Genomic DNA, 25571 nt, shown 5'->3' on the forward strand with positions numbered 1-25571 from the left:
CGTCTATAGTATGGTTACGTTGTTGGATCTGAAACGACCTCATGTGGGAAATCAGCAAAATTTTCTGCACTATCTACCACAATCACAACATGACTAGATCTTTTTCTAATTCTATGCGCAACACCTCTTGGTGCGGGCATAATTCTTTTGAGCATACCTGCTCTATCTACGGTTATGCTTTTTACAAAAATTGGCACCTCCTCCAAATCAGTGTCATTATTATTTTGCCAATTTGAAATAGCAGAAAGCAAGAGTTTTCTAAGATGAACAGCAGCCTGCTGCGGCTTACTCTCCAAAATAGCCAATGACCTCACTACGCTTCTGCCCCTAATCAACGCTGCTAAAAGTCCAATTTTACGCGCAGATATAGGTAGCTTTCTTAACTTTGCGATTGCCTCCATAGTTCAAATTATCTTTTTTTAGACGTATGGCCTTTAAAATTTCTTGTTAAGGCAAACTCACCGACCTTATGGCTTACCATTGATTCTGTAATAAAAACAGGAATAAACTTATGGCCATTGTGTACCGCAAGGGTATGGCCTACAAAATCTGGTGTAATGGTTGACCGCCTAGACCAGGTTTTGACTACCGTTTTTTTACCGGATTGATTGAGCATATCTATCTTATGCTGTAGATGATGCGCCACATAGGGTCCTTTTTTTATAGATCTACCCATTATTTTTTCTTTTTACTAATGATGAGTCTAGCAGAATATTTATTACGATTTCGGGTCTTTTTACCTTTTGTATACAACCCTTTGGCAGACCTAGGATGGCCACCAGAAGCTTTGCCTTCTCCACCGCCCATTGGGTGATCAACAGGGTTCATCACAACCGCTCGGACACGTGGCCTTTTACCCATCCAACGGCTTCTGCCTGCTTTAGCAATGGTTACATTATCATGATCACTGTTGGAAACAGATCCAATCGTAGCCATACAATAGGCCAAGACCAAACGCCTTTCACCAGAAGGCAACTTAATGGTCACATACTTGCCACTTTTAGAAAGCAGCTGCGCATAAGACCCGGCACTCCTAGCCAATGCAGCACCACGCCCAGGGGCTAGTTCAATATTATGGATAATGGTTCCGAGTGGAATATCTTTCATTTCCATAGCATTACCTAAATCTATGGAGGCATCTGAACCTGCTACAACCTTAGCTCCCACCTTAATCCCTTCCGGTGCTATAATATAACTTTTTTCACCATCTACATAATGGAGCAAGGCTATGTATGCCGTACGCATGGGATCATACTCAATAGAACGTACAAATGCAGGAATGCCTATTTTCCTTCTTTTAAAATCAATAAGACGGGCACGCCGCTTATGGCCCCCTCCCCTATGCGGAACGGTAATTCTACCTCGATTGTTTCGACCACCTGTGCGCTTGGTTTTCACTAAGAGCGACTTTTCTGGCTTACGCGTAGTAATCACAGTAGAAAAATCTGGCGCTATCCTAAAACGCTGACCGGGAGTGGTTGGATTAAGTTTCTTTAATGGCATAACTAGATGAACTAACAGCTATAAAATTTAATGCAAAAGACTAGAAGCTACTATAAAACTCTATAGTATCTCCTTGCTTAAGCGTTACAAGTACTTTTTTGTAGGAAGCTCGTTTTCCTTTCATAACGCAAGCTTTGGTATGCCGCGTTATAGATTTACCCGCATAACGCATGGTATTAATCTTATCGACTGTAACGCCATAAAAACGTTCAATCTCTTTTCGTATCTGATTTTTGTTGGCACGGTCATCGACAATTAGACCATATACACCATACTTGGTAAGCGCGGATACTTTTTCGGTTACCAAAGGTTTCTTTAAGATGCTCATCGGTTATTCGCTCAATTTTTCTACTATAGGTGCTATAGCAGTCTCCATAATCAACAATTTCTTTGCATGCAACAGGTCATAGGTATTGACGTGATCCACACAAACTACTTTTGCTTGTTTGATATTTCTACTGGATAGCACAATATTTTTGTCTACGCTAGGCATGATTAACAAGGTCTTCTTATCAAGAAAAGAGAGCTTCTCCAGCATAGCTAAATAGTTTTTGGTCTTTGGGGCATCAAAAGAAAAAGACTCTAAAATGGAGATATGATTTTCTTTAGCTTTATAGGAAAATGCAGACTTTCTAGCCAACTTTTTTACCTTACGATTCAATTTAAAACTATAATCCCTTGGCCTTGGACCAAAAATACGCCCTCCTCCTCTAAACAAGGGAGATTTGATATCACCTGCTCTAGCCGTTCCGCTACCTTTTTGCCTTTTAATTTTTCTTCTAGAACCACTTACTGCACCGCGCTCCTTAGACTGATGGGTCCCTTGACGCGCGCCTGCTAGGATAGATTTTACATCCAGATAAATGGCATGATCATTTGGCTCAATACCAAAAACTTCTTCTGGCAATAGCACAGAACGACCTGCCTCTTCTCCTGTATATTTTAATACTGATAGGTTCATTTTACTTTTCCAAGATTACATAACCATTATTCGCACCCGGAACTGCTCCATGAAGTACGATGAGATCTTTTTCTGGCAACACCTTGATGACTTCAAGATTGGCTACCTTCACCCTATTGCCACCTGTTCTTCCTGCCATGCGCATTCCTTTGAATACACGAGATGGAAAAGAAGCTGCACCAACAGAGCCAGGCGCTCTTTCGCGATTGTGCTGGCCATGAGAGCGTCCACCTACCCCACTAAAGCCATGCCGCTTAACCACACCTTGAAAGCCCTTCCCTTTGGATGTGCCAACCACATCTATAAACTCACCCTCGGCAAAAACATCTTCTATACGAATGACTTGACCCAATACAACTTGCTGCAACGATTCATCGTCGCATCTAAATTCAACTTGTTTTTGCTTGGGCGTAGTAGCAGCTTTAGCAAAATGACCTATAAGGGGCTTGATTGTATTTTTTTGCTTTTTATCGCCATAAGCTAATTGAACAGCCTGATAGCCGTCTATGGCCTTTGTTCTTAGCTGTGTCACGACACAAGGGCCGCCTTGAATGACGGTACATGCCCTCTTTTGACCTTTGCGATCATAAAGACTGGTCATCCCAATTTTTTTTCCTATGATTCCAATCATACCTTACTATTAATTATACCCACTGAACCGCTCCAAAGCTAGCAAAAAAAACCAAGAAGGATATACAGCAAGAGGGCAAATTTAAATAAAAATCTAAGCCGGACCAATAGATCCTGGTTAAAACCCTACCATACCTGGTATGCGTGTGATCCAAAGGTATAAAAATTAACGCACAAAACATATCACCACGCCCTTTAATTATGCCTCCCTGCTTATAGACATGGATATATGGCCTGCTTATATTATTTGTATTGTATCAATCAAAAATTTTTCACATAATCGTTCCAGAATTAAATCGCAATAGTAAAAAGGGTTTTATGCTTAGGCATTCGGTTTATCCATCTAATAACTTTGATTTATGATACTATTAACCAGTCTGTTTTGGATATTATACAGATTTATTTTGGCATGTATATATTCCTGTAGCAGCGCTTACTTAAACGTAGGTTCGCGCAAATTATATATGGCTTATATAGCATATCAGCAAACCAATAAAGATCAAATAGCAGCCAATACATCTATGCAACCTCGCAAACGAGCTAGGGAGCCACAATCTGTTGTTTCAGATAAAGTTTATCAACGCAAAAAAATAAAATTAGAAAAAACGCCATCCGACACTGGCTCTACTTGCAATCAAAAGTATGCAGCGGTTACAACATCATCTACTGTATCATATGTTCATAAAGGATCGGTTAACCCTGAACCAACCAGACGGTTATGCTTGGACAAAAATCCAAGTGTATCTATTCAAGAAAACATAACAAAACATAAAGTAAACAATCATACTAGCCTACCTAAGATCCAAAGCAATCTTACAAAAGAAGTATTAGATCGTCTACCAGATACATCTTTTTTTAAATCATTAAAAGTTAAAATAAATAGTGATCCAAATAGCCCATTAGCGCAAGCCATAATAGCGCAACTTGGTGTACTCCCTCGATTAAAGATTCCGTATACTTTGTTGAGTAATATGTTAAGAACATGTAACGATCTACATCATTGTGGCGCTTTGCTCAGTAAAATTTTGGTAAGGTGCAAGAATGGGCGGTATACAATAGAACCTAAGTTGCAGAATATACTGAATAAGGATATTCAGCTTAGTGCTTTATCGAGTATGCTACATAAATGTGGCAATGGTGCAGTTATATCTTTTGAATTGTTAATCAATAAGCTAATAAGTGAAAAGGTATTGACTAAGCTGAAGGCATTAAAAGAACAAGGCATTGCGCCTAGTCATTTATCCGCTATGCTAATAGGATCGCGTATTAAAGCCCCTGATGCACTCAGTCATCTCATTACGCTATTGACTAATGACAAATATATAGACACCCTACAAAAGGTTACCACTGCTTTGTATAGCCAATCAGATGTAATCCATCCAAATGATGAAATCCTAGTGAGTAAAAGAGCAAGTGCATTGCTAGGGGATATAGGGGATTTGAAAAAAAACAAATCTGTGCATGATCCTAGCAATGATCCAAAATTCAAGCAGTTTTTAACCAATTGCTACCATAAAAATAAACATGTAGATGATAGGCTTTTAGCGGTAAAAAAGGTCTTAAATGACGACCCTAGGGTAGATTTGCATGGGCAAGATAAAGTGGTAGCTAAAAAAAGATCCCTAAAGGTACTGTTTTAAGTATTTATACCGGTATCTTGCTATGTGATGAGGATGCGCAAGATAATGCAGTGGAGTTGACCTATTTGGCTACCAAAAACATTTATGGTTTAAATAAGTTAAATAGTTATAGTTTTGCGATTCCGCTTCCTACAGCTAGCCCATTGTACTTGAGTGCCTACGGGCGGGGTAATATCTTAATGAAAATTAATGCCAATCATACCTATCATCCTACACCTAACGAATGTCCATTGTACAAAGCAAATGTCGCCCAATCCTTGAATAGTTGCGATGGGCGCACACCATTTATCTTGTTTTATACCACACAGGATATTGCACCTGGTGAAGAGTTGTTATTTGATTATGGTAAGCTATATTGGTCTTGTCATGACAATAACAATGATGTATCTAATCCAGACGCAAAGATCTATAGGAATTTATTAACTACAAACAAGTATTTAGATCAAGCTGCAAGCATAAGGTTTATTAGGTTGATTAAAGAACACGATGATAACCTATATAAGAATTTATTAGAACATATCACCACGCCCTTTAAGCCTTTTTCAGGTAAAGATAGATTGGTAGAATGTAGAAAGATTCATAGCCCTTCTAACAAGAGCATAGATTATCGTATATATAAGCTTCCAGGGGAATCAGCTATAGGAGAACCCTCGCAAGACTATTTTTCCGTTTCCTTGGCACAATTAGATCAGTATAGATGGTGCGGCGCGCAATAGGAGGCAGTTGCTTAAGGCCTTGTAACCGATTCGATATAGCCTAGCATCTTTTCGATGCCTAGCCTGTTGTGGGCAGAAACAACAAAAATCGGTGGCAAAGTAGCCCAGTCTTGTTGCAGGCTATCTATTAATGCCATATAGTGTTTTTGGGCCACCATTTTATGTTTTTTGTCTGCTTTTGTCAGTACAATGGCAAAAGGAATCTGATGCTGGCCCAACCAACTTATACATTCAAGGTCGATGGCCTGAAGCGGAATTTTGGCATCAATCAACAAAAAGACGGTAACGATATTGGGCCTATGCAAAAGATATTCCCGCAACATTTTTTCCCATTTCATTTTTGTAGCGTGTCCTACTTGTGCCCATCCATATCCTGGAAGATCTACAAAATAGATCTGGTCGTTCACTAAAAAGTGATGGATCAGTTCTGTTTTCCCAGGCATTTTAGATACCCTAGCCAATTGTTTCCGTTGCAAGAGCACATTCATTAAAGAGGATTTACCGACATTGGAACGACCTATAAAAGCAACTTCTGGTTTAAGGTCCTGAGGGCACATTTTATAATGCGCATTACTGGATATAAGAGAGGCCGAACGGATTTTCATATACAATTTCTATCAACTAAGCTATGTGACACAACGCAAGTTAATTAAAAGAATGTTTTTTATGCAAAAAAGGAAAAATCTACTCTAGCACAGAGCGGCAAATGGATGGATCGTTCGTATTATTTCCGAAAAGTTTATTGCAAATTAGAAAATAATACCTATATCTGCTTCAGACTTGATTAGAATAAATGGGCTACTTAGTAAAGGCAGTAAATCACTTCTAGTTTTAGTTTGGTTGTACACTCTTTAAAAGAAATGATGAAGTGGGTAAAATGTTTAGGCTGTAAAAAGGCCACCCCACAGCTTAATGTTTTAAGATCAAGCCCTTAGGGTGACGTTGTGGTAGGTTTTGGTGTATAGGGGTTCAACAGGCTATCTGCAAGATAGCTTTACAAGCGCTTTAGTCCTAAAGCCCGAATCCAGATTCAGAGTAGGCCTGCAATGACCCTCTAGCATAACCAATGGGGTAGCCTTGATTGTAGCCTATATAATGACTGAGCCAATAGCTTCCAACACCAAGAATAATTAACGCTTGTGTTGCCTCCATTAGAGGCTGTTGACCTGTTTGTCTAAGCACTCCTGTAATTGGCCGAAGCCTAGCGCGTATCCAACTGAACCTGGTTGCCCCTTGGGGAGCATTATCAACTTGTTGACTCTGCTGACCATCTAGCTCGCCCCTAGCAGGATCCATATCCATGTCCCTGATTTCGCCTTGCTCCTCCTGGAGCGCAGCAGGATCATCTGCGCCTAATCCCCGCTTTGTATTTACACAAGAAGATAAGGTGTTTAAGCTGAATAGACCAATCAATAGACCCAGTCTACATTGTATATGTTTTGTTTTCATAGCCTATGTATAATAGTTATCATCACTAACAAGTAGAATTGTTACTCAACACTCATTTTTTCTTCTTACCATATGGGTCACTAAACCCCTCCATAGTACCTCTTCCTGTTGAGTTCGGTTGCGTATAACTTTTACCTTGAGATGAGTTTGAATAATTAGAATAACTTGTACTGTTACTTGATGAATTATTAGAGCAACCCCTAGATATACCATTACGGTAACCATCATTGTGGCCACTGTTATAACCATTATAGTAACCAATAGTAGCAGATCCAGTAGCCAACAGCGCACCCGCGGTTACTAAGGCAGCAGCCTTCTTTGCTGTGTCTCCTTTCTTCCAGCTAGCTTTTTCTTCATTGCTCGAGCCCAACTCTGGTCTTGTATTTGCACAAGAAGATAAAGTACATAAGGTACTTAAGCTTAATAATCCAATAAGTAGACCTGACTTATATTGTATATATTTTTTTTTCATAGTGTTAAATGTTTAGTTGATTATTATTTATTTTAATGACGATAAAGCAGCATTACTTTAACAAGTAGCCTATGCTACTCATCATGGCTGAGCTGCTTCATGCGAATTTTTAAGACAAAAGAAAAAAGCCCTGATTTAGGGAATAATCGAAGTGAACATGCGCTTAAAGCGCTTCACTTTAATATTTAATAAAAATCAAATACAATTACAAATCTATATAATTAAAAATCAATATAGCGATAGAAAAACAACCACTGATGCGAAACCAGCTACCTGGCCAAAGCATCATCTTGATTAGCACATTATGAACAGTTTTTTAATTTATTTTGCACAATCTCGCTCAAGCCTTCTGTACCAGGTTTATCTTTAAACGATCTACCTCGTTTATTTTTTTTACACAGCTTTGCCTTATCGCTTGCTCCAAGATGGTTTGCGATCTTTATACCTTCAGAATTCTGCAAATTTACAAAGTCCATGGCTGAATTTCCATGTTTATTAAAGGAATAACAATCCGCACCTTTAGACTCTAAATCTTGAATAGATTTCAATTGTTGAAATTTTGCTGCTCCTATGCATGCGGTATTGTCGTTTGTGTCCTTCGCATCTGGATGTAAGCGGTTAACCCCAAACACACATTCGATACTCTCAGGCGAAAACCTATGCATCATAAGGTAATCTATTTGATTCTGTGTTAGAATATTCAGATCATGCTTATCGAATTGTAGACACGCACTTAGTTTTGTATCCAAATCATTTGGCGTCGGCGGTGTCGTAGTGGTACTATTCTTACCCAATTTTTCTTTTTTAGGCGCTTTTGTTTTAGGAACTGCTGTAGTGCTAGGCGTTTCTGTAGTACTATTATTACCCCATTCTTTTTCGCCTTTCTTCATCGAAGCATTAAAAAGTTGTTCAATTTTATCAAGTTGATGAAGCTTAAAAGTGTCATGACCCGAACGATATCCTGGTAGCCCTCCAGGAATTCCTGCTCTGTTCCCCGACATCGTTGTGTTTACTGGAATAAGGCCAGATGATGAGGGCCAGAAATACCACCCTATAACCGAACCTCCTACTACGAATGTGCCTATGACTACTCCGTATAAAGCAGTTTTTTTCGATTTATACCAAGGAACTGGCTTAGAGAGACCATAAAATTTCAATATTTCGTCACATTTTTTAGATTGTTCGTCTGCTATTTTTATCTTCTCAGCAAGAGAAATGAATGGCACCTGTTTTTCACAGCCCCCTTGATTATTAGTACCTAACTGCCGCCCTGTATTGGCACAAGAGGATAATGTATGGAAGCTTAACAATCCGACAAACAGACCCACTTTAGAACGCCTATATATTTTTTTTATTTTCATAGTATTGATTGTTTAACGGTGTATGTGATGTAACTACTACTAAGCAGAAGTATTCCAATGCATAGCCGATAATAGTCTATCCATATTGCTCCATCTGCTTAAGCCTAATAAGATTTTTCTCCTTTATGAACGGAAATGGAAACTAGCGCTCCGCTTACCTTTCACCTTTTAACGTAACAAAAAACAAATCCAAATCCAAACAAAAAGAAATAGCAATCAATAGATTTAACTAGATCTTGCCCATATCGTAGGCAATTTTTATTTAAATAGCTAGTGCTATTTTACTTAAAGCGTTATGGATGGTCATTTAAGCTTTCCTTACTAGCGCCCTATTCCTTAAGAAAGCCTATGGTCTTCATGATTGTATAATGGATATTATATAGTTTCGACATAGACCATTCACCCATAATAGGATAGGATCTGCCTAAATTACAGTTGGATAATTGTAGAAATTTACATACCATACATTGGTATAGGATAGGCTATAAAAAGCATAGAAGTTACTAACCTATAGATCATTAAGCATTTGCCTAGCATATTAATTTAATAATAGATGGAATGGATATGTTGCGTCGGGGCTACACACAAGATACGCTTCGATAAAGCAGCATATCTCACAGTGTAATGTAATTGTAATAATATAGATAATGAAAACAACAAAAAATAAAATAATAAAAGGTATAAAAGTTTTATCAAACGGCCCGTTATATTGCGCTACATTCATTTCAGTTGGGTGCGATTTGTTCGGGGGAAAAAAGGATATGACACCAATTACAGACACCCCAAGCAAACCAAGTGCTCCATATTCTGCATATTGTAAAATAGATGAAAATGAACCTTTAAACGAAGGGGGGGTAGACAACCCAGGATTTAAAGGTAGCTCAGGTAGTTCAGATAATTCAACAGATGAAAACAAAAATCTAGTAGGGTCACCCAATGTAGAAAAAGAATGTACTGAACAAAAACAAAACAAAAAAATGCCTTCTAGCGCTCCTGCAACAAAAGGTAGTAATACGACTAATTCGCAACCTGCTTTAGGGAAAAACAATGACATTAAACCGAATACCAATACAAAAGACCAAAATAGATCAGCCACTTCTACAGATCATAGTAATAACACAATAGTCGTGAAGGAGAAAGGGAATGATCAATCACTAGAAAATAGTAAAAATCAAGACATAACAACTAACAACGAGAAGGAAAAATCTAACCAATATCGAGTAAAAGATTTGGAAGATAAGATCGCTGAGCTAATAACTATAATAAATAACATAAAGGACAAAAACAAGGCTTCTATATCGAAGACAATAAAGGATACGAAAAAATTTACAGAACAGAAATTTATAAAAAATATAAAGAAGCTCCCAAAAGAAGCTCAGCAAGCAATTATAAAAGAGAGTTTATCAGCAATAGATAGCCAGATAGCAGTATTCAAAGCTTCTTTTATACAAGAACAATAAAGTTAAGAAAGGAGCTTTTCAAATGACTTCAAAAAGCAAAAAAAAGCAAACACTAATGAAAGCACAACGTACAGACAATGGCATCAACTTAATGAGTTTACTGTGCTTATTATCAGCAATATATCATATTTATGATATTCGCTCCAATTGCATCAATTGAAAACGCTAATGGCCGCCGATAAGGAATTTGGTGCTTTGCATTATTTTACTGTATGCTAAATTTTTTATCGGCGGCCATGGGAAGTGGGGTTCCCACACCATTCCGCTAACAGGTCAACGGCTTTTTCAACTTCAGCAAAGGTCGTGTATTTACTAAAAGAAAAACGTATCGCATGGTTGGTGCCTTTTTGCAAAGCCGCTATAACCGGAGAGCCTAAAGCACTGCCACTGGTACAAGCACTCCCTGTAGAAGCTGCTATACCATGGATATCTAAATGGTAAACCAGCATATCATGGGCTTGTGCAGCAGGCAATGAAATATTTAATAGATGAGGGCTGCTTTGGGTGCAGCTTGCACTATGGCCATTAAAAATGATATCAGGAATAGCCCTTTTTAGTAAAGCAACCATATGCTGCTTAACAGCTGCCAAATGTGTGGCTATCTTTTCCCTATCGCGAAAAGCAATTTCTAATGCTTTCGCCATTCCAACAATATAGGCTACATTTTCAGTGCCTCCACGCATATTTAACTCTTGACTGCCTCCCGTAATAAAAGGAGCCACAGAGGCTTTTGCATCGATATAGACAAAGCCAACCCCCTTAGGGCCATGTATTTTATGGGCAGAGCCAACGGCAAGGTGGCAGGATCCCAGATCAAGCAGCCCACAATAGATGGCTTGAATCGTATCTGAATGAAAAAATGCACCCGCACTTTGACAAAGCTGCCCAATCGCTACTACATCTGTTATATTGCCCATTTCATGATTGACCTGCATACAACTCACCAAACCATTGGGGTGCTCGCTTAGCCACTGCGCTACCTCTTCTAGCCTGAAATCCCCATTTTGGTTCACCCCCACATAAGATAAGCTAATCTTGCCCGCTTTGGCTAGCGCTTCTAGCGGCACCCGAACAGAAAGATGCTCCAATGGCGTAGTCAATACATCTGCAATTTGCACCGCCTCTATAATGCCCCTTAACAGCATATTATTGCCCTCTGTGCCACCAGAGGTAAAGACGATCTCAGAAGGCGATACATCAAACAACCTGGCTATTGTTTTCCTAGCCTTTTCAACAGCAGCCTTTGCCTGGCAACCATAACGATGCACAGAAGAAGGGTTGCCACACAAACCAGTCATATAAGGCAACATAGCAGCCAATACCTCTGGATCCAATTGAGTAGTAGCTGCATTATCTAAATAGATATCCATTATAGCATCCTTTTTATCAAGCAAACAGTAGCATAAAACCCCTTACCTTTCCATGCACCCGGTATAATGCAACATCTGATTCGCAAGTCTTTTAACATCTTCGACTGGAGTAGTCCGGCTTACCTTTACCATCACTTCAAATAAATTTTTCCGCATAGGGTCAAAATGGCCTACACGGCATTTGGCCTGATGCTTGGCTATAATGCAATCCAACAAGGGATGACTGCTCAAATCTAGATAAAACAAATAATCAAAAGAAGTCTCTATAAACTTTTTGATACGACCACTTTTTACCTTCCCGAACATGGTAATGCCATTATGGCCAAAAGCATAGCGTAAATAGCTACTAGAATGGACACGGTCCTTCCGTGTAGTATAGCAAAGCACGCTAACGCTTTTATCCAAATTTTTTAAATCCCGAATAAAACGCTGTACAGCTTCATGCTTGGCGGGGCTTTCATAACTATAGAGCACCCCTATGGTAACCGCTTTGTTCAACCCTACATTGCTGCGCGGAACACCTCTCCTTTTTGAGCTAAAACGGGTAACGATTCCTAAAATAAAAAACTTAAAATTTAAGTATAAACCGATCATTGTATCATCTTTATAAGATCATTTTCTTCTAAAATGGGAATCGACCATTGCATCGCCTTGGCCAACTTTGATGGACCAGCTTTATGGCCTGCTATTAAATAATCCACCTTACTAGAAAGCGCAGACAACACCCTCCCGCCTGCTTGTTCAATGGCTTGCGCCAGTTCCGCTCTAGTAAATTTTTGAAAGGTGCCAGAAATAACAAACTTTTTTGAGGCACATAGCCCAGCCTCAAAAGGGGCATACGCCATCGAGTTTTGCGCACGGTCTAATGGCATAAGAATGCCACTGCTTTCTGGTAAAGCAAACTGCAGCCCTGCCGCTTGAAGCCCGCTGAGTATAGCTTGTTGGTAAGGGTCTTGAAAGTAGTCAAGGATACTCTGCACAATTTTTTCGCCAATATTGGGCAGTGCCAATAGTTCCGCCTGGGTAGCCCGTTGCAAACGCTCCATAGATCTAAAATGCAACGCCAGTTGCTTGGCTACCGTCTCTCCTATATGTTTAATGCCCAAGGCAAACAATAGATGGTCAAAAGGCTTGGTCTTTGACGCCTGAATGTTAGCCAATAATTTTTGAGTAGATAGCGCTTGAAAGCCTGCCAACTGGCTGGCCGCCTCATACCGCAATGTATAAAGATCTGCGGCATTTTGAACCAATTTAACCTCAAATAATGCATCAACCGTTTTAGGCCCTAATGTATGAATGTCCATAGCTTTTCGATGGGCAAAATGCAATAAAGTAGCTTTTAATTGGGGCAAACAGTGCTGGGTATTGGGGCAATAATAGGCAGCGCCACCTGGTGTGCGATGAAGTAAAGTGCCACAAGCGGGACAAGCACGCACAAAAACAATGGGCTTACTATTTTTATCGCGGCGCGTACGATCTACACCCACTACTTTGGGAATAATCTCCCCTCCTTTTTCAATAAAAATCGTGTCACCTAAATACAAGTCGCGCCTAGCGATCTCATCTGCATTATGCAAAGATGCACGACGCACCATCGTACCCGCTAATGGAATAGGCCTAAAATGGGCTACTGGCGTAACCGCACCGGTTCTGCCTACTTGAAAACTTACCTTTTCTAAAATAGAATGGGCCATCTCTGGTTGATATTTATAGGCAATGGCCCAACGGGGCGATTTGGCCGTCGTACCCATCATGCGTTGCTGATGGAGATTATTCACTTTTACCACGATGCCGTCCACATCAACCGGTAAGTCTTTTTTATGTTGCGCCCAATAATGGATATAGTCCATAATAGCCCTAACATCATCACACACCTTATAGGTAGATGGAATGGAAAAACCCATTCTACCTAGTAGCACCAAAGCGGCTTCTTGCGTAGGACAATTATACGATGCATCATAAAAGCTATAGCCATAAAATGCCAATTGACGATCTTTAACCAACGCTAGATCTAATGCTTTTAAGGTACCTGCGGTAAGGTTACGCGGATTCGCCCATAAGGGTGCCCCTTTTGCACTACGCCCGCTATTTAAGGCTAAAAAAACGGCTTTCGGCATAAAAGCTTCTCCACGCACCTCAAACGAGGCAGATGGCGCACTTTGAATCTTTTGAGGAAGGTCCAAACACTGGGTAGCATGTGCGGTTATATCATCGCCTTTTTGGCCATCACCACGTGTCACCACACGTACCAAATGGCCTTGTTCATAAAGGAGGCTTAACGCAACCCCATCTATTTTGGGCTCACATATAAAGTCTACAACCACATCTGGAACCATCTTTTTTACCCTTTCCACAAATTGTACGATTTCCGCTTCCAAATAAGTTTTGGCTAAAGAGCGCATAGGAATTTGGTGCGCAACAGCCACACCAACAGAACGCTCTCCAATCCCTTCAGTTGGCGAATCAGGGCGCTTTAAGTGCGGATAGGCCTGCTCCAGTTGAATCAAACGTTCTAATAATTGGTCATATGCATAATCAGAGATTTCAGAAATCCCCTTTTGGAAATAACACTCATTATAGTAGCGCACCAAATCTACCAAACGCTTGATTTCCTTACTAATATCGGATGGTTCCATGGATGGGTCACTGCCTATTAAAAGTTAACCTATTCTCTTGCTCTTGGGCTAGCCCACTACCATACAAACTCAACCAACGCTGCGGCACCAGCTCCAAGTAAGCTGATCCACAAAGTCAATGGGTTCGAATGGTGGTTGGGGCTTGCTTCAAAAAGCATGGTAGCTGAAATGTACAAAAAATTACCGGTTACAATAGACAATACTATGATGCTACCCGCATCAGAAATATAACCATTTAGAGAACTGCTCAGCCACAAACCTATAGGAGAGGCCAAAGAAAAGAGGATCAAATAGCTTAACATCCGTCTTCTAGATAGACTAAGGCTACCCAATACACTCATCAAAGCAACTGCCTCTAGAAATTTATGGAGCATCATACCCAATAAAAGCCCTTCTTGCGTAGAATGGCCAGCATGTCCATGGGCTAAAAGGGTACCATCTAAGAGCGCATGCAGTGCTATAGAGGTTAAAAAAGAAAGTATTTTGTAGTTTTTCAAACAACAGTGGCCTGAAGCCGGGGCAATAGCATGGCCGTGCTCTACCCCTGCACTAAAGGTTTCAATAAAACGCTGGAAAAAAAATCCAATCATGATATAACCACCAATATGTATGGGTGTAACCTTGGAAACAAAGAGCTCAGGCATGAGATGCAACAACGTATTGGCCAATAGATACCCACCCGAAAAAGTTAACAAATGGGGGAAAATACCCATGGCGCATTGCGCAACAACCACTAGACCACCTAATAATGCTGAAAGAAAAAGTGCAAAAAATGCTATAACCATTGTCTATTTATAATTAGATCTTATTATTGCCCACACAGCGCTATGCAACACGTACCGCTACCCGCAACCGTGCACTTCGGGCACGGTTATTGTGGTGCACCTCCTCTGCAGAGGGTATAAAAGGCTTTTTTTGCAGTGGAAGAAAAGGACGCAACAGATTGCCATAGACATCTTGTTGGACTTTCCCCAATACATTACCCGTATTGAAAAAGTTTTTAACCAATCGGTCTTCCAAAGAATGGTAGGCAATAATGGCCAAGCGCCCTTTAGGTTTAATCAGCTCCACACTACGCTTTAACAGCTCTTCTAATGCAACCAGCTCATTATTCACTTCAATACGAAAAGCTTGAAAGACCTTTGCAAGATACTGATTTACTTTTAGCTTAGGCGCAAATGGTTCAATAATAGCCTTCAACTGACCAGTCGTTACAATAGGTGCACCACCACGTGCCTTTACAATGGCCTTGGCAATAGCCACCGAACGGTCCACTTCGCCATAATAATGCAACAAATGGGCCAACGCCTCTACCGTATACGTATTGACCACCTGCTGCGCCGAATGGGGGTTATTCGGATCCATTCTCATATCCAATGTGCCGTTAAATCGAGTCGAAAAGCCACGCGCTGGCGTATCTATTTGGTAAGAAGAGGTCCCTAAATCGGCTAGGAGACCATCTAGCTGCTCCACACCATAAAAGTTTAAAAATTCCTTTGCGAACCGAAATGATGCCCTGATAAAAGTTAGAGGTTTACCTATAAAACATTGCGCCATTTTAGCAGCCTCTGGGTCCTGATCAAAGGCAAATAAATGGCCGCTAGAAAGCAATTCAACGATCCTTTTCGCATGGCCGCCTCCCCCAAAAGTAAGATCTGCATAGCGCCCTGTTGGTACAATAGCCAGCCCTTGCACCACCTCATCCACCATCACTGGTATATGATACCCCCCTGAAATCGTTGTACCCATGAACTAAAATTGTAAATGCTAAATTGTTCGTAAAGATAATGAGACCGTTTGAAAATACAAATTAAACCCATCCATCTAGGCCCAATCTTTACCCAAATCAATTTTTGCATACATTAAGAAATCCCACAACAAAAATATTTTTATCACATTTTCTGACAAATAAAATTTTCATACCATACATAAATTTAAAAACAATCTTATTTTTTGCAAAATTTATATTTATTTCTCATTAGTTGATTTTAATCAATATACATTGGTTTGCGTAGGTTACCATTACTAGTAACTGCCTATTTTTGCTGTTCGCGTGATTAATTTGTAAATTAAGAGGTAAAATTTACTATTTAAGCGTAAGCGATAAGTTAAAAGTATAAGCTTATGGAACTGGCTAATGTGATTTTTTTTTGATTGTACAGAATGATGAAAAAACATAAAGTCCCTGATGTAAATACTTGGAATCTGCATCAGCTTGCAAGAGCAGTAAGCAAAGATCCAAATGATATCCAAGAGGCTTGGTCTAGTATCCAGGAAGCATATAAATGGGCAGAAAGCTTTGAAGAAAAAACCGATAAGGCGACACTCAAACGTTGTGTAAAAGATTCACTACAAGTAGCAATTGTTGCGGCTACAGAGATGTCTTTGGATCTGCCTACAGTTATTGCCTCGATTTTAACACCCGCTTTTGCAACAGGATTGGTTGAAGCAGAGGCGATTGAAAAGCGCTTTGGGGTAAAAACAATCTCTATACTTAAGGAGCTAGAAGCGTTAAGAGGCTACAGGCTACGTAAGGATAGCATTCGCAACTATCCACATTATCCTGATATAAATTGCCATCATATTTTAGCCATTTTGCTCCAAATTTGTGACATCATTCGCGTACACTGTAGCGGCATAACGTTAGAAAATCTAGATTCAGAATTGGTGCATTCTAGCACAAAGCTACTACTTGAATTAAAATATTTTTATATCCCGCTCTGCCATAGGATGCGATTGTATGATATTCAAACGAAATTAGCCGATTTTTGGTTGAAGCATACAGATACACTAAGTTACTATGCCATCACGGCTAAGCTGGGGATGACTAAAATGAAAAGGCAACAAAAGTTAAATCTTATTGCCGAGGAGGTTCAAGCGGTTCTGCAAGCACGTGGCATTGATTTTATCATAAAAAAACGAATTAAGTCTGTTTATTCCATTTGGCATAAAATTCAAAAATTAAAGGTTAATTTTGATCAAATACATGACCTTACGGCGATTAGAATCATTCTTACCAATATGGCAGGCAAAACCTTGCAAGAGGAAAAGATCGCTTGCTGGAAGATGCTTGGCATTATCAGCAGCCTCTATAAACCCATCTGCACCATTATGAGGGACTGGATCAGTATACCAAGGGATAGCAGTTATGAGTCGCTGCATCTTACCTTTGAAACCTATAAATATGGGCAATTAGAGGTACAAATACGCACAGAACGGATGGATTATATAGCGGAGCATGGTGAGGCAGCCCATTGGAGGTATAAGTATACCATATAGTTACCCCCCAAAGGGCCGTATACCAATAGTTGATTGTAAAGTTTATTTTTTTGTTGTTGGGTAAGATGGGCAAAAGATGGATGGTTCGGATGGGCTTTTTGATCTGCATTGCCTTATATGTGACGCTTGGCCTTCCCAATATACATCCACCCAATCGTTTGTTGATTATTCCAAGGGGCTATACACGTGGCCAACTCAAAGAGCAGCTAAAAAATGAGGGGTGTATAAGGAATAGCGTTACTTTTTTATGGGCAACCTACCTATTAAAGTATCAGCCCCAAAATAGACCTGGCCAATACCGACTGATGGGCCATATGAATAACTGGCAATTGGTTAGAATGTTACGTGGTGGCACGCAACATCCGGTTACCCTTACTTTTGCTACTGCGGCCAACAAAGCTTCCTTAGTAGACCAACTGGTTAGCGGTATAGGTCTACAGAAAGAGACACTATGGGCTTTGCTCCATGATGCTAAAAAGTTATCAGCCTATGGATTTACGCCAGAAAATATATTGACGATGTTTATTCCAGATAGCTATGAAGTATACTGGACCATTACTGCAGAGCAGCTGTTATTGAAAATGTACCTGGCTTACCAGCGTTTTTGGAATGCCACACGACTGAATAAAGCGAAAAAAATAGGATTAAGCCCAACGGATGTTTCTATTTTGGCTTCTATCGTGCAAGCAGAAACAAACGACCAACAAGACGCAGCTATGATTGCAGGTGTCTATATCAATAGATTAAAACGCAATATGCTACTGCAATCCTGCCCAATGGTGATCTATGCCCAAAGCGCAAAGCAATCTGGTATTAGGAGGGTATTGGAGAAAGATACCTATATAGACTCCCCTTATAATTCCTATCGTAAAAAAGGATTGCCCCCTGGACCTATTGGTTTGCCTACTATAGCGATGATTGATGCGGTACTCAACTATGCACCACATGATTACCTCTTCTTTTCGGCCAAAGAAGATTTTTCAGGGTTACATTACTTTGCACGTAATTATGCAGAACATTTAAAAAATGCAAATAAGTATAGAAAAGCACTGAATCAACTAAAAATTATGCGTTGAAGCTTTTCCATTGCACCCTTTCAACGGTAGGGGGGATATTAACCTAAAATAAAAAAACGGCATGAGGCCGTTGCAATATAAAAATGTACTTGTTCAAGCAATTCCGTTAAAATGTATTAATAACTCCATTGTTTTATTGGCTTTTTGCTAAATAATTTTTAAAATTAAGAATTATTGTTTTTGTCTGATTTATAGACATATTTTGTATTTTATTTATAGTAAATTCCAAATTTATCGCATCATGAAAAAGTATTTATCTGCTTGATATTCAGTTTCAAATAAAATATCATTTCCACGAACGACTATCGCTTTACTGTCTCCTAAAATAGTCGATTCTAGCTGACCAGATTCATCAATAGCTAAGACAGTAAGGGTGCTCTGCCCTATACCACTGTGCTTACTTGCTGCTTTGGCGGCTGCTGCTCTTTTGTCTCGCTCTTCCTGAGGACTGGTACTGCGACAGGCATGCCGCACCATTACCTTGTGTAGATTCAATACCAGCACCACATGATAGAACATAATTTACTAGGTCATTAGCATAATTTCCTGCAATTCCATAACCGCCTGATTGCTCTGAAGCACCATCTGCTACGGCCATTACAAACCTATGATCCTTGTGGTGCCAAGCAATAATATCGTCCCCATATCTACAAATTGTATCAACTAAACCAGTGGCAAGAATTTTGCGATCAAATTTATCATATTATTTACGGATATATAAGCGCGATGCACACGGCAAAGCGGCACCTTCTTGGACCATTATCTTGACTACTGCTGGTTTATTTTCTTGCTTGCCCAATTTCTTTACTTTTAATTTTTGCTAAATTATATTATTTATAATCTTTTTATGTATATTCGCTTACTTTACTATTAAAGTAACAAACGTAAGGCTTATAGCCTTATGGTTGAGGGCCTATTTTAAATATAAATGAACTTGCTTCCATGCTTCTTATAGGGTTAAGTATACTCTTGCTCGCTTCTTTTTTAGGGTCTCGGTTACAAGGCATCAGCCTTAGTATGTTGGGGGGCTTGGGTGTATGGTTGTTTATGCTGGTTTTAAATGCAACGCCAGCAGATCCTCCTTTTCAAATCATGCTTTGTATTGCTGCAGTAGTTGCTGCAGTGGGTACGATAGAGGCTGCAGGTGGTTTGAACTATTTGGTCCAACTGGCCGAATTATGTATCCGAAAACATCCCCGTAGCATCATATATATTAGCCCTATGGTAACCTATGCCATTACCTTTTTGGGTGGTACCAACCACATTGCTTACTCTATTCTTCCTGTTATTTCAGAGGTTTCTAAAGAAGTAGGCATTCGCCCGGAACGTCCTTTATCGCTTTCTGTGATTGCAGCGCTGCACGGTGCGCTGGCTAGCCCTATCTCTTCTATCATGGTTATTTTAAGTGGCATTTTAAGGGTCTCTGGAATAGAAATGGTTAGCATCTTCAAGATTATTATTCCCTCAACAGTGGGGGGCTTGCTGATGGCAACCTTTGTAACCAGTCTATTGCGTAAAACCATGCCAAAGGGCGCAACAGCTACAGAACAAGCCACAACAGCTATGGCCGACCCACTCACCCTGCTGCCCCGTGGTGCGCGGGTAGCAAAGCTTTCGATTGTTTGCTTCTTACTGGGTAGCTTGGCTACGGTTTTAATAGATGCGCTGCCCTCTTTACGCCCTTGTTGGGAATTCAATGGCGCAACGGTGCTCCTGCCCTCTGGGTATATTATGCCTATTGTGATGCTATCTACTGCTGCATCTATTATGTTGCTATGCCGCATTGCCCCTAATGCCATTACGCAGGGCAAAGCATTTACGGCTGGCGTACAAGGCATGTTTTCTATTCTAGGCATTGCTTGGTTAAGTAGTACTTTTGTGGAAAGCAATCAGCTCGTTTTGCTACAGTTTATAGAAACCTATCTTTCTAAGCCCTGGCAGTTTTCTATTGTGCTACTCTTTATGTCTTCTATTATAGGTAGTTCTGCCACCACGGTTAAAGCCATATTTCCATTGGGTATCGCATTAGGCATTCCTCCTAAAATCTTATTGGCTTCTGCAGCAGCGGTGAATGGTGTGTTTATCATTCCCATTTATCCAACTATGCTGGCTGCCATTCATTTGGATACTACAGGCAGCACACGAATTGGCAAGTTCGTTTTTAACCATAGTTTTATGTTGCCAGGTTTGGTTTCAATTGCTGGCGCCATTGGCATCGGATTTTTTCTGGTTTATATCGGCGGTTTATAATCTAATCATACTTAACTTATATGATGGTTACAATTGGATGGCCTATGCTCCTATTGGTGCTGGTAATAGGTTTGCGCTTGGGTGGGGTTTCCCTTGGCTTATTGAGTGGGCTGGGGTTAGGCCTGTTAACCTTTTCGGTGCAGCCTGCCGCTCCTCCTAATGCCTTCATACTCCTGCAAGCAACCTGGTTGCTGCTAATGGCTACCTTAGAGGCAACGGGCTTTTTTTATCTACTAGAAACCAAGCTCAGGGCGTATATAGCACAGACCCACCACTGGTATGGACTTTTCATTGCCTTGTTTTGCTATGGATTGGTCTTCTTAACAGGAGATGCAAAATGGTTGCATCGATTGGTATGCGACCAGCATCCGCCCTATAAAAGCAAACCCCAGTTAATGGTTGCGCTTGGCATTGCCGGACATATGGCATTGCTCGCTAGTCCGCTATCTATTTCAGGTCTATTACTCATAGTGGTAGCAGGTCATAATGGATTAGCTATACTGGACTTGGTAGGAATGGTGGTCGCTATCACAGTTGGCATAACTGCAACCAGTAGTCTACTGACTAGACTGATACCAGACAAATGGCTTATAAAGCTATGTACATGGCCTCAGCAGGCTACGCATGATGGCACTCAGCTTACCACACCATCAACCGGTAAGGTACAAATTACCTTTTTACTTTTGCTACTGGCTGAACTGCTATTTTTACTGAGCAAAGCAGAGCCCAATAGAGCAACTGGGCTAAGTTACACCAAAAAGATCTTTCCAGTTGGGTTGCCTATATTTTTTGCTTTAACCATGCTTTCGATTGCAGCGGTAGTGATGTTGTGGTATAAGATAAAACCTGCTAAGATTTTGCAAAGCCATCGATTTAAATTAGGCATTCAGCAGTTCTTTATCTTTTTAGGATTAACTTGGTTACTAGATAGTCTAATCAGCCATGATCAAGCACATTTCATGCAAATGGTGGCTGATGGAAGCGCCGGTTATGGTTTTTATCTAACAGCAGCCTTATATATGCTTTTGATAGATATGCCCATTATAATTTGGCTTTTTACTGGACTACTGGTAGCGCAGCATTGCGCTATGATAACACTTGCGCTATGGTTAGTGGTGGGCCATAGCCTAGCGCCTCTAAAGAATTGGATAGGCCGTATGGTGCAGGCGCATAAAAAAAAGCAGTCAAATTCCTCAGCATAAACGCATTTCGAAAAAAGTCCTAATATTATATTTTAATTTATTACTATGGATATAAAAAAACTATTTGGTCAAATGGACCAGGTGCGAGAAAAAATGGAAGCGGTGAAAAAAGAGGTAGATCAACTGACCGTAACCAAAGAAACAGGTGCTGGGCTCGTCAAGGTAACGGTAAGTGGCGCTAAAAAACTACAGGCTATCTCAATAGATGCATCTCTATTGAACCAAACAGACCAAAAAATGGTCGAAGATCTTATACTAGGCGCGGCCAATTTAGCATTAGACGAGGTAGACGATAAGGTGCAAGCACTCATGCAACAGCATGCAGGCTTACTATAAGCAGAATGAGATATACAACCCTGATCTACCCAGTGTAGCGATTGTAGTTTTAAACCATAATGGCCTAGCGCTATTAAAAGACTTTTTACCGCCTTTATTATTATATAGCAATGGCTACAGCATAATCGTGGTGGATAACGCTTCTACAGATGGCTCCGTAGCCTATATACAGCACCATTTTCCAGAGGTAATTTGTATGGTACATGATGCAAATTATGGGGTGGCAAAAGGATATAATCTCGCTTTAAAAGAGATTAAAGCTACTTATTACCTACTGTTGAATAATGACCTACTGGTTACAAAGGATTGGCTAAAAGATCCATTAGTGCTTATGGAGCGTGATGCTGCTATCGCATGCTGCCAACCTAAAATACTTTCTCTGAAAAAACCAGATCAATTTGACTATGCTGGCGCAGCTGGTGGCTTTATAGATCGCTATGGCTATCCTTTTTGTCGGGGAAGAATTTTTAATCATATTGAGCAAGACAGAGGACAATACAACGATACAAGAGCTGTTTTTTGGGCCAGTGGGGCTTGTTTATTGATACGTGCCAGCGCGTTCCATAGCCTAGGTGGATTTGATGAGCTTTTTTTTGCCCACTTTGAGGAGGTGGACCTTTGTTGGCGTGCACATCTTGCGGGGTGGAAGGTCTATTATTGCGGTACTAGTACGGTTTACCATCTAGGAGGCGCTACATTGCCCCATAATAGTCCTAGAAAAACCTATTTAAACTTTAGAAATAGGTTGTTTATGCTCTATAAGCATCAGCCAAATAATCTGATGGATCAGATAAAAAATGCATGCCTAAATCTATTGGCTGTTTTTAGGATGCTTGCACTGGGTAAGTTTGCACATAGCTGGGCCATTGTAAAAGCACAAGTAGACTTTTTAAAACTTAAAAAAAGATGCAGGACCAATCCATCTTCAACCGACTTGCCCAATAGCTATAAGGGCAGTATACTGATTGATTTTTTTATCAAACAAAAAAAATGCTTTTCTGAGCTTGCGCCGGATCGGTTTGTATTAAGAAAATAGTATTTTTGTAGAAGTGTAAAAAGTAATTTATGCATTGTTAACATACGCCATCGCTGTATGGTTCATACAATGGTGTCAACTTAAGAAAAAAAGTATTTTAGCGCAGATGTGCAAAAGGCGTTTTACGGATGATTCCTATGCCCCCTTCGCTAGCGGCCCTCGATAAATGAATTTGGCACACAGTAAAAATACTGCAACGGCTTTATTTTGTTTATTTACAATATGTATAGCTAGTAATTGTACGAAAAAGAATCAGGAAGCATCGCAAGAACAAATCGAAGCAATAAAGCAAAAGTTCGAAACAATATGGGAAAGCAAAATACAAAATAGTATAATCCAGCCATTATTTGCGTAAATATTATTTATGTTGTATATCAAGTACTTATTCTACACCATTGTTTGCGCTATGTTACCGTGCAGTATCACGCATTTGACGATAGATTTGTGAAATCTTATTCAAAACTCTGCCCTCAGAAGACAAGAAAAGCACTAGAAGGGCTCAATATAGCCATCTTAAGAGGACTTTTTCCTATCGTAAAAGGAGCGGATTTTGTAACGGATGGTTATCTAAATGCCATTTTAGCGCGTCGTGATCAAGTCTTACAACATTGTAACTAGATGCCGCTTTGGATTTTTGAACTATTTTACTCCCTTTTGAAATTTCACAGTTATGTTGCCATATAACGACTACGTTTTTATATACTTTATAGGCATTGGAGGTATAGGCATGAGTGCCTTGGCACGATTATGCGCTAGGCAAGGCTACCAAGTTTTTGGGTATGATCAATCGCCATCTGCGCTCGTTGAACAACTCAGAGCGGAAGGTATTTCAATCAGTTGTACGGATAGACTGGCTGCTATTCCTGAAGCCATTTGCCACCACCCCAACCAAACGCTAGTGATTTACACACCAGCCATCCCCACGGATAGCACTATTTTAAACTACTTTAAAAGGACTGGTTACAAAATCCAATCACGTGCAGAAGTGCTAGGCAATATTTCCAAATCATTTACCACAATAGCAGTGGCAGGTACACATGGCAAAACAACTACTTCAGCTATGGTTGCCCATATACTCTATCAAAGCAACCTGCCTATGGTGGCCTTTGTGGGGGGTATAGTGCAGCTGTATGATACCAATTTACTATCTAATGGTCTACTAGATGACATACAATTCATGGTCGCAGAAGCCGACGAATTTAATAAATCTTTCCTCCACCTTCAACCCAACTTTAGCATTGTAACGGCTGCAGATGCAGATCATCCAGAGACCTATACAACAGCAGCGCTTATGGAAGCGGGTTTTATAGAATTTATCCAACAAAATCAGAAATATTTACTTATACAGCATAAGGCTGCAGCGCAGTTGTCGGTGCGCAAATACTATAGGCAACCGTTTTTAACCTATGGGTTGGATCAAGGCGATATTGTAGCAGGCAATATAGCACTTGCACCCGATCAAAGTGTTTTCGACTATGTAGGCGTCGATGGCACCATTTCTAATTTGGTCTTGCCTATAGCGGGGTTATATAACATTGAAAATGCATTAGCGGCCATTACGATTGGTTTGACACTTGGTATACCAGAAGCCCAAATACGCACCGCTATAGCCAGCTTTCCCGGCATAAAAAGGCGCTTTTCGTTTGTTTGCAACCATAAGCAATATCTACTTATAGATGATTATGCCCACCATCCTGTAGAAATTAGTGCTTTACTGGGCTCGGTTAAAAAGCTCTATCCCAACAGTAGCCTCACGGCTGTTTTTCAACCCCATCTCTTTTCACGTACCCAGGCTTTTTACAAAGCATTTGCTGCCAGCTTAAGTCTAGCCGATCAGGTTTTTATATTACCCATCTATCCTGCCAGAGAGGCACCGATGCCAGGGGTTACGGCACAACTAATTCTTGATGCAGTAAGCTGCAAAAGGAAGGCGCTAGTGACCATGGATGGCTTGCTGAACGCACTGGCTACTTGTGATACGAGGCAAGCGCATCAGGTTTTCCTTACGATTGGTGCAGGAGATATAGGAGAAGGGGTAGCAGCTATAGCTGCTGCTTTGCAAAAGGGCTTTGGAGATTAAGGATTTATTCAAATAAATCAATAAAAAGCATCTACTCAAATCAGTGGTAAAAAAGGATTTTTGTTGCACCTTTTACTCGATAAAAAAATGCAACAAAAAATCAAGCCCTCGGTA

Annotated in this window: 27 protein-coding genes; 11 read left to right on the forward strand and 16 right to left on the reverse strand. The window is 40.2% G+C overall.

Going from position 1 to position 25571, the window contains the following annotated elements:
- Window positions 1–14: 14 nt before the first annotated feature.
- Genes rplV through rplC form a run of 6 tightly spaced genes read right to left on the reverse strand, consistent with a single transcriptional unit; the run spans window position 15 to window position 3095 of the window.
- Complete coding sequence (gene rplV, locus ACOALF_RS00815) at window positions 15–401, reverse strand: 50S ribosomal protein L22 (protein ID WP_419241564.1); 387 nt, start codon at window positions 399–401, stop codon at window positions 15–17.
- Window positions 402–409: 8 nt separating this feature from the next.
- Window positions 410–676 (reverse strand): 30S ribosomal protein S19, encoded by a 267-nt coding sequence (rpsS, locus tag ACOALF_RS00820; RefSeq protein ID WP_419241565.1) that lies wholly within the window; start codon window positions 674–676, stop codon window positions 410–412.
- On the reverse strand, window positions 676–1503 hold the full coding sequence (gene rplB / locus ACOALF_RS00825) for a 50S ribosomal protein L2 (protein ID WP_419241566.1): 828 nt from the start codon (window positions 1501–1503) through the stop codon (window positions 676–678). Before rplB ends, rpsS begins: the two co-directional genes overlap by 1 nt.
- Before the next feature lie 40 nt (window positions 1504–1543).
- A complete protein-coding gene (gene rplW, locus ACOALF_RS00830) occupies window positions 1544–1831 on the reverse strand; it encodes a 50S ribosomal protein L23 (RefSeq protein WP_419241567.1) in 288 nt (95 codons plus the stop codon).
- A gap of 3 nt (window positions 1832–1834) precedes the next feature.
- On the reverse strand, window positions 1835–2464 hold the full coding sequence (rplD, locus tag ACOALF_RS00835) for a 50S ribosomal protein L4 (protein WP_419241568.1): 630 nt from the start codon (window positions 2462–2464) through the stop codon (window positions 1835–1837).
- 1 nt (window position 2465) lies between these two features.
- On the reverse strand, window positions 2466–3095 hold the full coding sequence (gene rplC / locus ACOALF_RS00840) for a 50S ribosomal protein L3 (protein WP_419241569.1): 630 nt from the start codon (window positions 3093–3095) through the stop codon (window positions 2466–2468).
- A 463-nt stretch (window positions 3096–3558) separates the two neighbouring features.
- Between rplC and ACOALF_RS00845 the strand changes: the two genes are divergently transcribed.
- Both ACOALF_RS00845 and ACOALF_RS00850 read left to right on the forward strand, forming a co-directional pair.
- Window positions 3559–4734 (forward strand): hypothetical protein, encoded by a 1176-nt coding sequence (locus tag ACOALF_RS00845; protein WP_419241570.1) that lies wholly within the window; start codon window positions 3559–3561, stop codon window positions 4732–4734.
- 17 nt (window positions 4735–4751) lie between these two features.
- Window positions 4752–5450, forward strand: a complete 699-nt coding sequence (locus tag ACOALF_RS00850) for an SET domain-containing protein-lysine N-methyltransferase (RefSeq protein WP_419241571.1) — start codon at window positions 4752–4754, stop codon at window positions 5448–5450.
- A gap of 11 nt (window positions 5451–5461) precedes the next feature.
- Here ACOALF_RS00850 and yihA read toward each other — a convergent pair whose 3' ends face one another.
- The 4 genes from yihA to ACOALF_RS00870 all read right to left on the reverse strand — a co-directional run bounded on the left by yihA (window position 5462) and on the right by ACOALF_RS00870 (window position 8732).
- Window positions 5462–6055, reverse strand: coding sequence for a ribosome biogenesis GTP-binding protein YihA/YsxC (gene yihA / locus ACOALF_RS00855; protein WP_419241572.1), 594 nt, complete (start codon window positions 6053–6055; stop codon window positions 5462–5464).
- Window positions 6056–6461: 406 nt separating this feature from the next.
- Complete coding sequence (locus tag ACOALF_RS00860; RefSeq protein ID WP_419241573.1) at window positions 6462–6899, reverse strand: hypothetical protein; 438 nt, start codon at window positions 6897–6899, stop codon at window positions 6462–6464.
- 52 nt (window positions 6900–6951) lie between these two features.
- Window positions 6952–7371 carry a hypothetical protein gene (locus ACOALF_RS00865; RefSeq protein ID WP_419241574.1) on the reverse strand — a complete coding sequence of 140 codons (420 nt, stop codon included), beginning with the start codon at window positions 7369–7371 and terminating at the stop codon, window positions 6952–6954.
- Between the two features lie 302 nt (window positions 7372–7673).
- Window positions 7674–8732, reverse strand: coding sequence for a hypothetical protein (locus ACOALF_RS00870; RefSeq protein ID WP_419241575.1), 1059 nt, complete (start codon window positions 8730–8732; stop codon window positions 7674–7676).
- A gap of 647 nt (window positions 8733–9379) precedes the next feature.
- Here ACOALF_RS00870 and ACOALF_RS00875 point away from each other — a divergent pair.
- Window positions 9380–10192, forward strand: coding sequence for a hypothetical protein (locus tag ACOALF_RS00875; RefSeq protein ID WP_419241576.1), 813 nt, complete (start codon window positions 9380–9382; stop codon window positions 10190–10192).
- Window positions 10193–10416: 224 nt separating this feature from the next.
- On the opposite strand, the gene ACOALF_RS00880 is transcribed toward ACOALF_RS00875, so the two are convergent.
- From ACOALF_RS00880 to rsmH, 5 genes are read right to left on the reverse strand one after another with little or no spacing between them, the layout of a single operon-like run.
- Window positions 10417–11562: a cysteine desulfurase family protein gene (locus tag ACOALF_RS00880; protein WP_419241577.1), complete on the reverse strand. Its 1146-nt coding sequence runs from the start codon at window positions 11560–11562 to the stop codon at window positions 10417–10419.
- Between the two features lie 42 nt (window positions 11563–11604).
- Window positions 11605–12156, reverse strand: coding sequence for a DUF6913 domain-containing protein (locus tag ACOALF_RS00885; protein WP_419241578.1), 552 nt, complete (start codon window positions 12154–12156; stop codon window positions 11605–11607).
- Window positions 12153–14198, reverse strand: coding sequence for an NAD-dependent DNA ligase LigA (gene ligA / locus ACOALF_RS00890; RefSeq protein ID WP_419241579.1), 2046 nt, complete (start codon window positions 14196–14198; stop codon window positions 12153–12155). Before ligA ends, ACOALF_RS00885 begins: the two co-directional genes overlap by 4 nt.
- 56 nt (window positions 14199–14254) lie before the next feature.
- Window positions 14255–14983 carry a ZIP family metal transporter gene (locus ACOALF_RS00895; protein WP_419241580.1) on the reverse strand — a complete coding sequence of 243 codons (729 nt, stop codon included), beginning with the start codon at window positions 14981–14983 and terminating at the stop codon, window positions 14255–14257.
- Between the two features lie 40 nt (window positions 14984–15023).
- The gene (rsmH, locus tag ACOALF_RS00900; RefSeq protein ID WP_419241581.1) at window positions 15024–15947 is read right to left on the reverse strand and encodes a 16S rRNA (cytosine(1402)-N(4))-methyltransferase RsmH; all 924 of its coding nucleotides are present in this window, start codon (window positions 15945–15947) and stop codon (window positions 15024–15026) included.
- 414 nt (window positions 15948–16361) lie between these two features.
- Here rsmH and ACOALF_RS00905 point away from each other — a divergent pair, with 414 nt between their 5' ends.
- Both ACOALF_RS00905 and mltG read left to right on the forward strand, forming a co-directional pair.
- Window positions 16362–17477 carry a bifunctional (p)ppGpp synthetase/guanosine-3',5'-bis(diphosphate) 3'-pyrophosphohydrolase gene (locus ACOALF_RS00905; protein ID WP_419241582.1) on the forward strand — a complete coding sequence of 372 codons (1116 nt, stop codon included), beginning with the start codon at window positions 16362–16364 and terminating at the stop codon, window positions 17475–17477.
- A 29-nt stretch (window positions 17478–17506) separates the two neighbouring features.
- Window positions 17507–18553, forward strand: coding sequence for an endolytic transglycosylase MltG (gene mltG, locus ACOALF_RS00910; RefSeq protein WP_419241583.1), 1047 nt, complete (start codon window positions 17507–17509; stop codon window positions 18551–18553).
- A 231-nt stretch (window positions 18554–18784) separates the two neighbouring features.
- Here mltG and ACOALF_RS00915 read toward each other — a convergent pair whose 3' ends face one another.
- Entirely contained in the window at window positions 18785–19072 is a 288-nt protein-coding gene (locus ACOALF_RS00915; protein ID WP_419241584.1) for a hypothetical protein, read from the reverse strand.
- Between the two features lie 423 nt (window positions 19073–19495).
- On the opposite strand from ACOALF_RS00915, the gene ACOALF_RS00920 reads away from it, so the two are divergent.
- From ACOALF_RS00920 to murC, 6 genes are all read left to right on the forward strand, one after another.
- The gene (locus tag ACOALF_RS00920) at window positions 19496–20803 is read left to right on the forward strand and encodes an anaerobic C4-dicarboxylate transporter family protein (RefSeq protein WP_419241585.1); all 1308 of its coding nucleotides are present in this window, start codon (window positions 19496–19498) and stop codon (window positions 20801–20803) included.
- A gap of 20 nt (window positions 20804–20823) precedes the next feature.
- A complete protein-coding gene (locus tag ACOALF_RS00925) occupies window positions 20824–22005 on the forward strand; it encodes an anaerobic C4-dicarboxylate transporter family protein (RefSeq protein ID WP_419241586.1) in 1182 nt (393 codons plus the stop codon).
- Window positions 22006–22050: 45 nt separating this feature from the next.
- A complete protein-coding gene (locus ACOALF_RS00930; RefSeq protein WP_419241587.1) occupies window positions 22051–22341 on the forward strand; it encodes a YbaB/EbfC family nucleoid-associated protein in 291 nt (96 codons plus the stop codon).
- Window positions 22325–23377, forward strand: a complete 1053-nt coding sequence (locus ACOALF_RS00935; RefSeq protein WP_419241588.1) for a glycosyltransferase family 2 protein — start codon at window positions 22325–22327, stop codon at window positions 23375–23377. The genes ACOALF_RS00930 and ACOALF_RS00935 overlap by 17 nt, the downstream gene beginning before the upstream one ends.
- Window positions 23378–23821: 444 nt before the next feature.
- On the forward strand, window positions 23822–23995 hold the full coding sequence (locus ACOALF_RS00940) for a hypothetical protein (RefSeq protein ID WP_419241589.1): 174 nt from the start codon (window positions 23822–23824) through the stop codon (window positions 23993–23995).
- 52 nt (window positions 23996–24047) lie between these two features.
- Window positions 24048–25457 (forward strand): UDP-N-acetylmuramate--L-alanine ligase, encoded by a 1410-nt coding sequence (gene murC / locus ACOALF_RS00945; RefSeq protein ID WP_419241590.1) that lies wholly within the window; start codon window positions 24048–24050, stop codon window positions 25455–25457.
- Window positions 25458–25571: the final 114 nt, after the last annotated feature.

The sequence above is a fragment of the Cardinium endosymbiont of Nabis limbatus genome (assembly GCF_965196625.1).
Taxonomy (GTDB): Bacteria; Bacteroidota; Bacteroidia; order Cytophagales; family Amoebophilaceae; genus Cardinium.

What these genes read in the sequence shown, in the direction of transcription:
- ACOALF_RS00845 (WP_419241570.1), top strand. Translation starts at nt 3,559, where the DNA reads ATGGCTTATATAGCATATCAGCAAACCAATAAAGATCAAATAGCAGCC.
- ACOALF_RS00915 (WP_419241584.1), bottom strand. Translation starts at nt 19,072, where the DNA reads ATGTTCTATCATGTGGTGCTGGTATTGAATCTACACAAGGTAATGGTG.
- ACOALF_RS00905 (WP_419241582.1), top strand. Translation starts at nt 16,362, where the DNA reads ATGATGAAAAAACATAAAGTCCCTGATGTAAATACTTGGAATCTGCAT.
- murC (WP_419241590.1), top strand. Translation starts at nt 24,048, where the DNA reads ATGTTGCCATATAACGACTACGTTTTTATATACTTTATAGGCATTGGA.
- ACOALF_RS00920 (WP_419241585.1), top strand. Translation starts at nt 19,496, where the DNA reads ATGCTTCTTATAGGGTTAAGTATACTCTTGCTCGCTTCTTTTTTAGGG.
- ACOALF_RS00875 (WP_419241576.1), top strand. Translation starts at nt 9,380, where the DNA reads ATGAAAACAACAAAAAATAAAATAATAAAAGGTATAAAAGTTTTATCA.
- rplD (WP_419241568.1), bottom strand. Translation starts at nt 2,464, where the DNA reads ATGAACCTATCAGTATTAAAATATACAGGAGAAGAGGCAGGTCGTTCT.
- ligA (WP_419241579.1), bottom strand. Translation starts at nt 14,198, where the DNA reads ATGGAACCATCCGATATTAGTAAGGAAATCAAGCGTTTGGTAGATTTG.
- ACOALF_RS00925 (WP_419241586.1), top strand. Translation starts at nt 20,824, where the DNA reads ATGATGGTTACAATTGGATGGCCTATGCTCCTATTGGTGCTGGTAATA.
- ACOALF_RS00880 (WP_419241577.1), bottom strand. Translation starts at nt 11,562, where the DNA reads ATGGATATCTATTTAGATAATGCAGCTACTACTCAATTGGATCCAGAG.
- rplB (WP_419241566.1), bottom strand. Translation starts at nt 1,503, where the DNA reads ATGCCATTAAAGAAACTTAATCCAACCACTCCCGGTCAGCGTTTTAGG.
- rplC (WP_419241569.1), bottom strand. Translation starts at nt 3,095, where the DNA reads ATGATTGGAATCATAGGAAAAAAAATTGGGATGACCAGTCTTTATGAT.
- rplW (WP_419241567.1), bottom strand. Translation starts at nt 1,831, where the DNA reads ATGAGCATCTTAAAGAAACCTTTGGTAACCGAAAAAGTATCCGCGCTT.
- ACOALF_RS00860 (WP_419241573.1), bottom strand. Translation starts at nt 6,899, where the DNA reads ATGAAAACAAAACATATACAATGTAGACTGGGTCTATTGATTGGTCTA.
- rpsS (WP_419241565.1), bottom strand. Translation starts at nt 676, where the DNA reads ATGGGTAGATCTATAAAAAAAGGACCCTATGTGGCGCATCATCTACAG.
- ACOALF_RS00870 (WP_419241575.1), bottom strand. Translation starts at nt 8,732, where the DNA reads ATGAAAATAAAAAAAATATATAGGCGTTCTAAAGTGGGTCTGTTTGTC.
- yihA (WP_419241572.1), bottom strand. Translation starts at nt 6,055, where the DNA reads ATGAAAATCCGTTCGGCCTCTCTTATATCCAGTAATGCGCATTATAAA.
- ACOALF_RS00895 (WP_419241580.1), bottom strand. Translation starts at nt 14,983, where the DNA reads ATGGTTATAGCATTTTTTGCACTTTTTCTTTCAGCATTATTAGGTGGT.
- ACOALF_RS00930 (WP_419241587.1), top strand. Translation starts at nt 22,051, where the DNA reads ATGGATATAAAAAAACTATTTGGTCAAATGGACCAGGTGCGAGAAAAA.
- rplV (WP_419241564.1), bottom strand. Translation starts at nt 401, where the DNA reads ATGGAGGCAATCGCAAAGTTAAGAAAGCTACCTATATCTGCGCGTAAA.
- ACOALF_RS00935 (WP_419241588.1), top strand. Translation starts at nt 22,325, where the DNA reads ATGCAGGCTTACTATAAGCAGAATGAGATATACAACCCTGATCTACCC.
- rsmH (WP_419241581.1), bottom strand. Translation starts at nt 15,947, where the DNA reads ATGGGTACAACGATTTCAGGGGGGTATCATATACCAGTGATGGTGGAT.
- ACOALF_RS00885 (WP_419241578.1), bottom strand. Translation starts at nt 12,156, where the DNA reads ATGATCGGTTTATACTTAAATTTTAAGTTTTTTATTTTAGGAATCGTT.
- ACOALF_RS00865 (WP_419241574.1), bottom strand. Translation starts at nt 7,371, where the DNA reads ATGAAAAAAAAATATATACAATATAAGTCAGGTCTACTTATTGGATTA.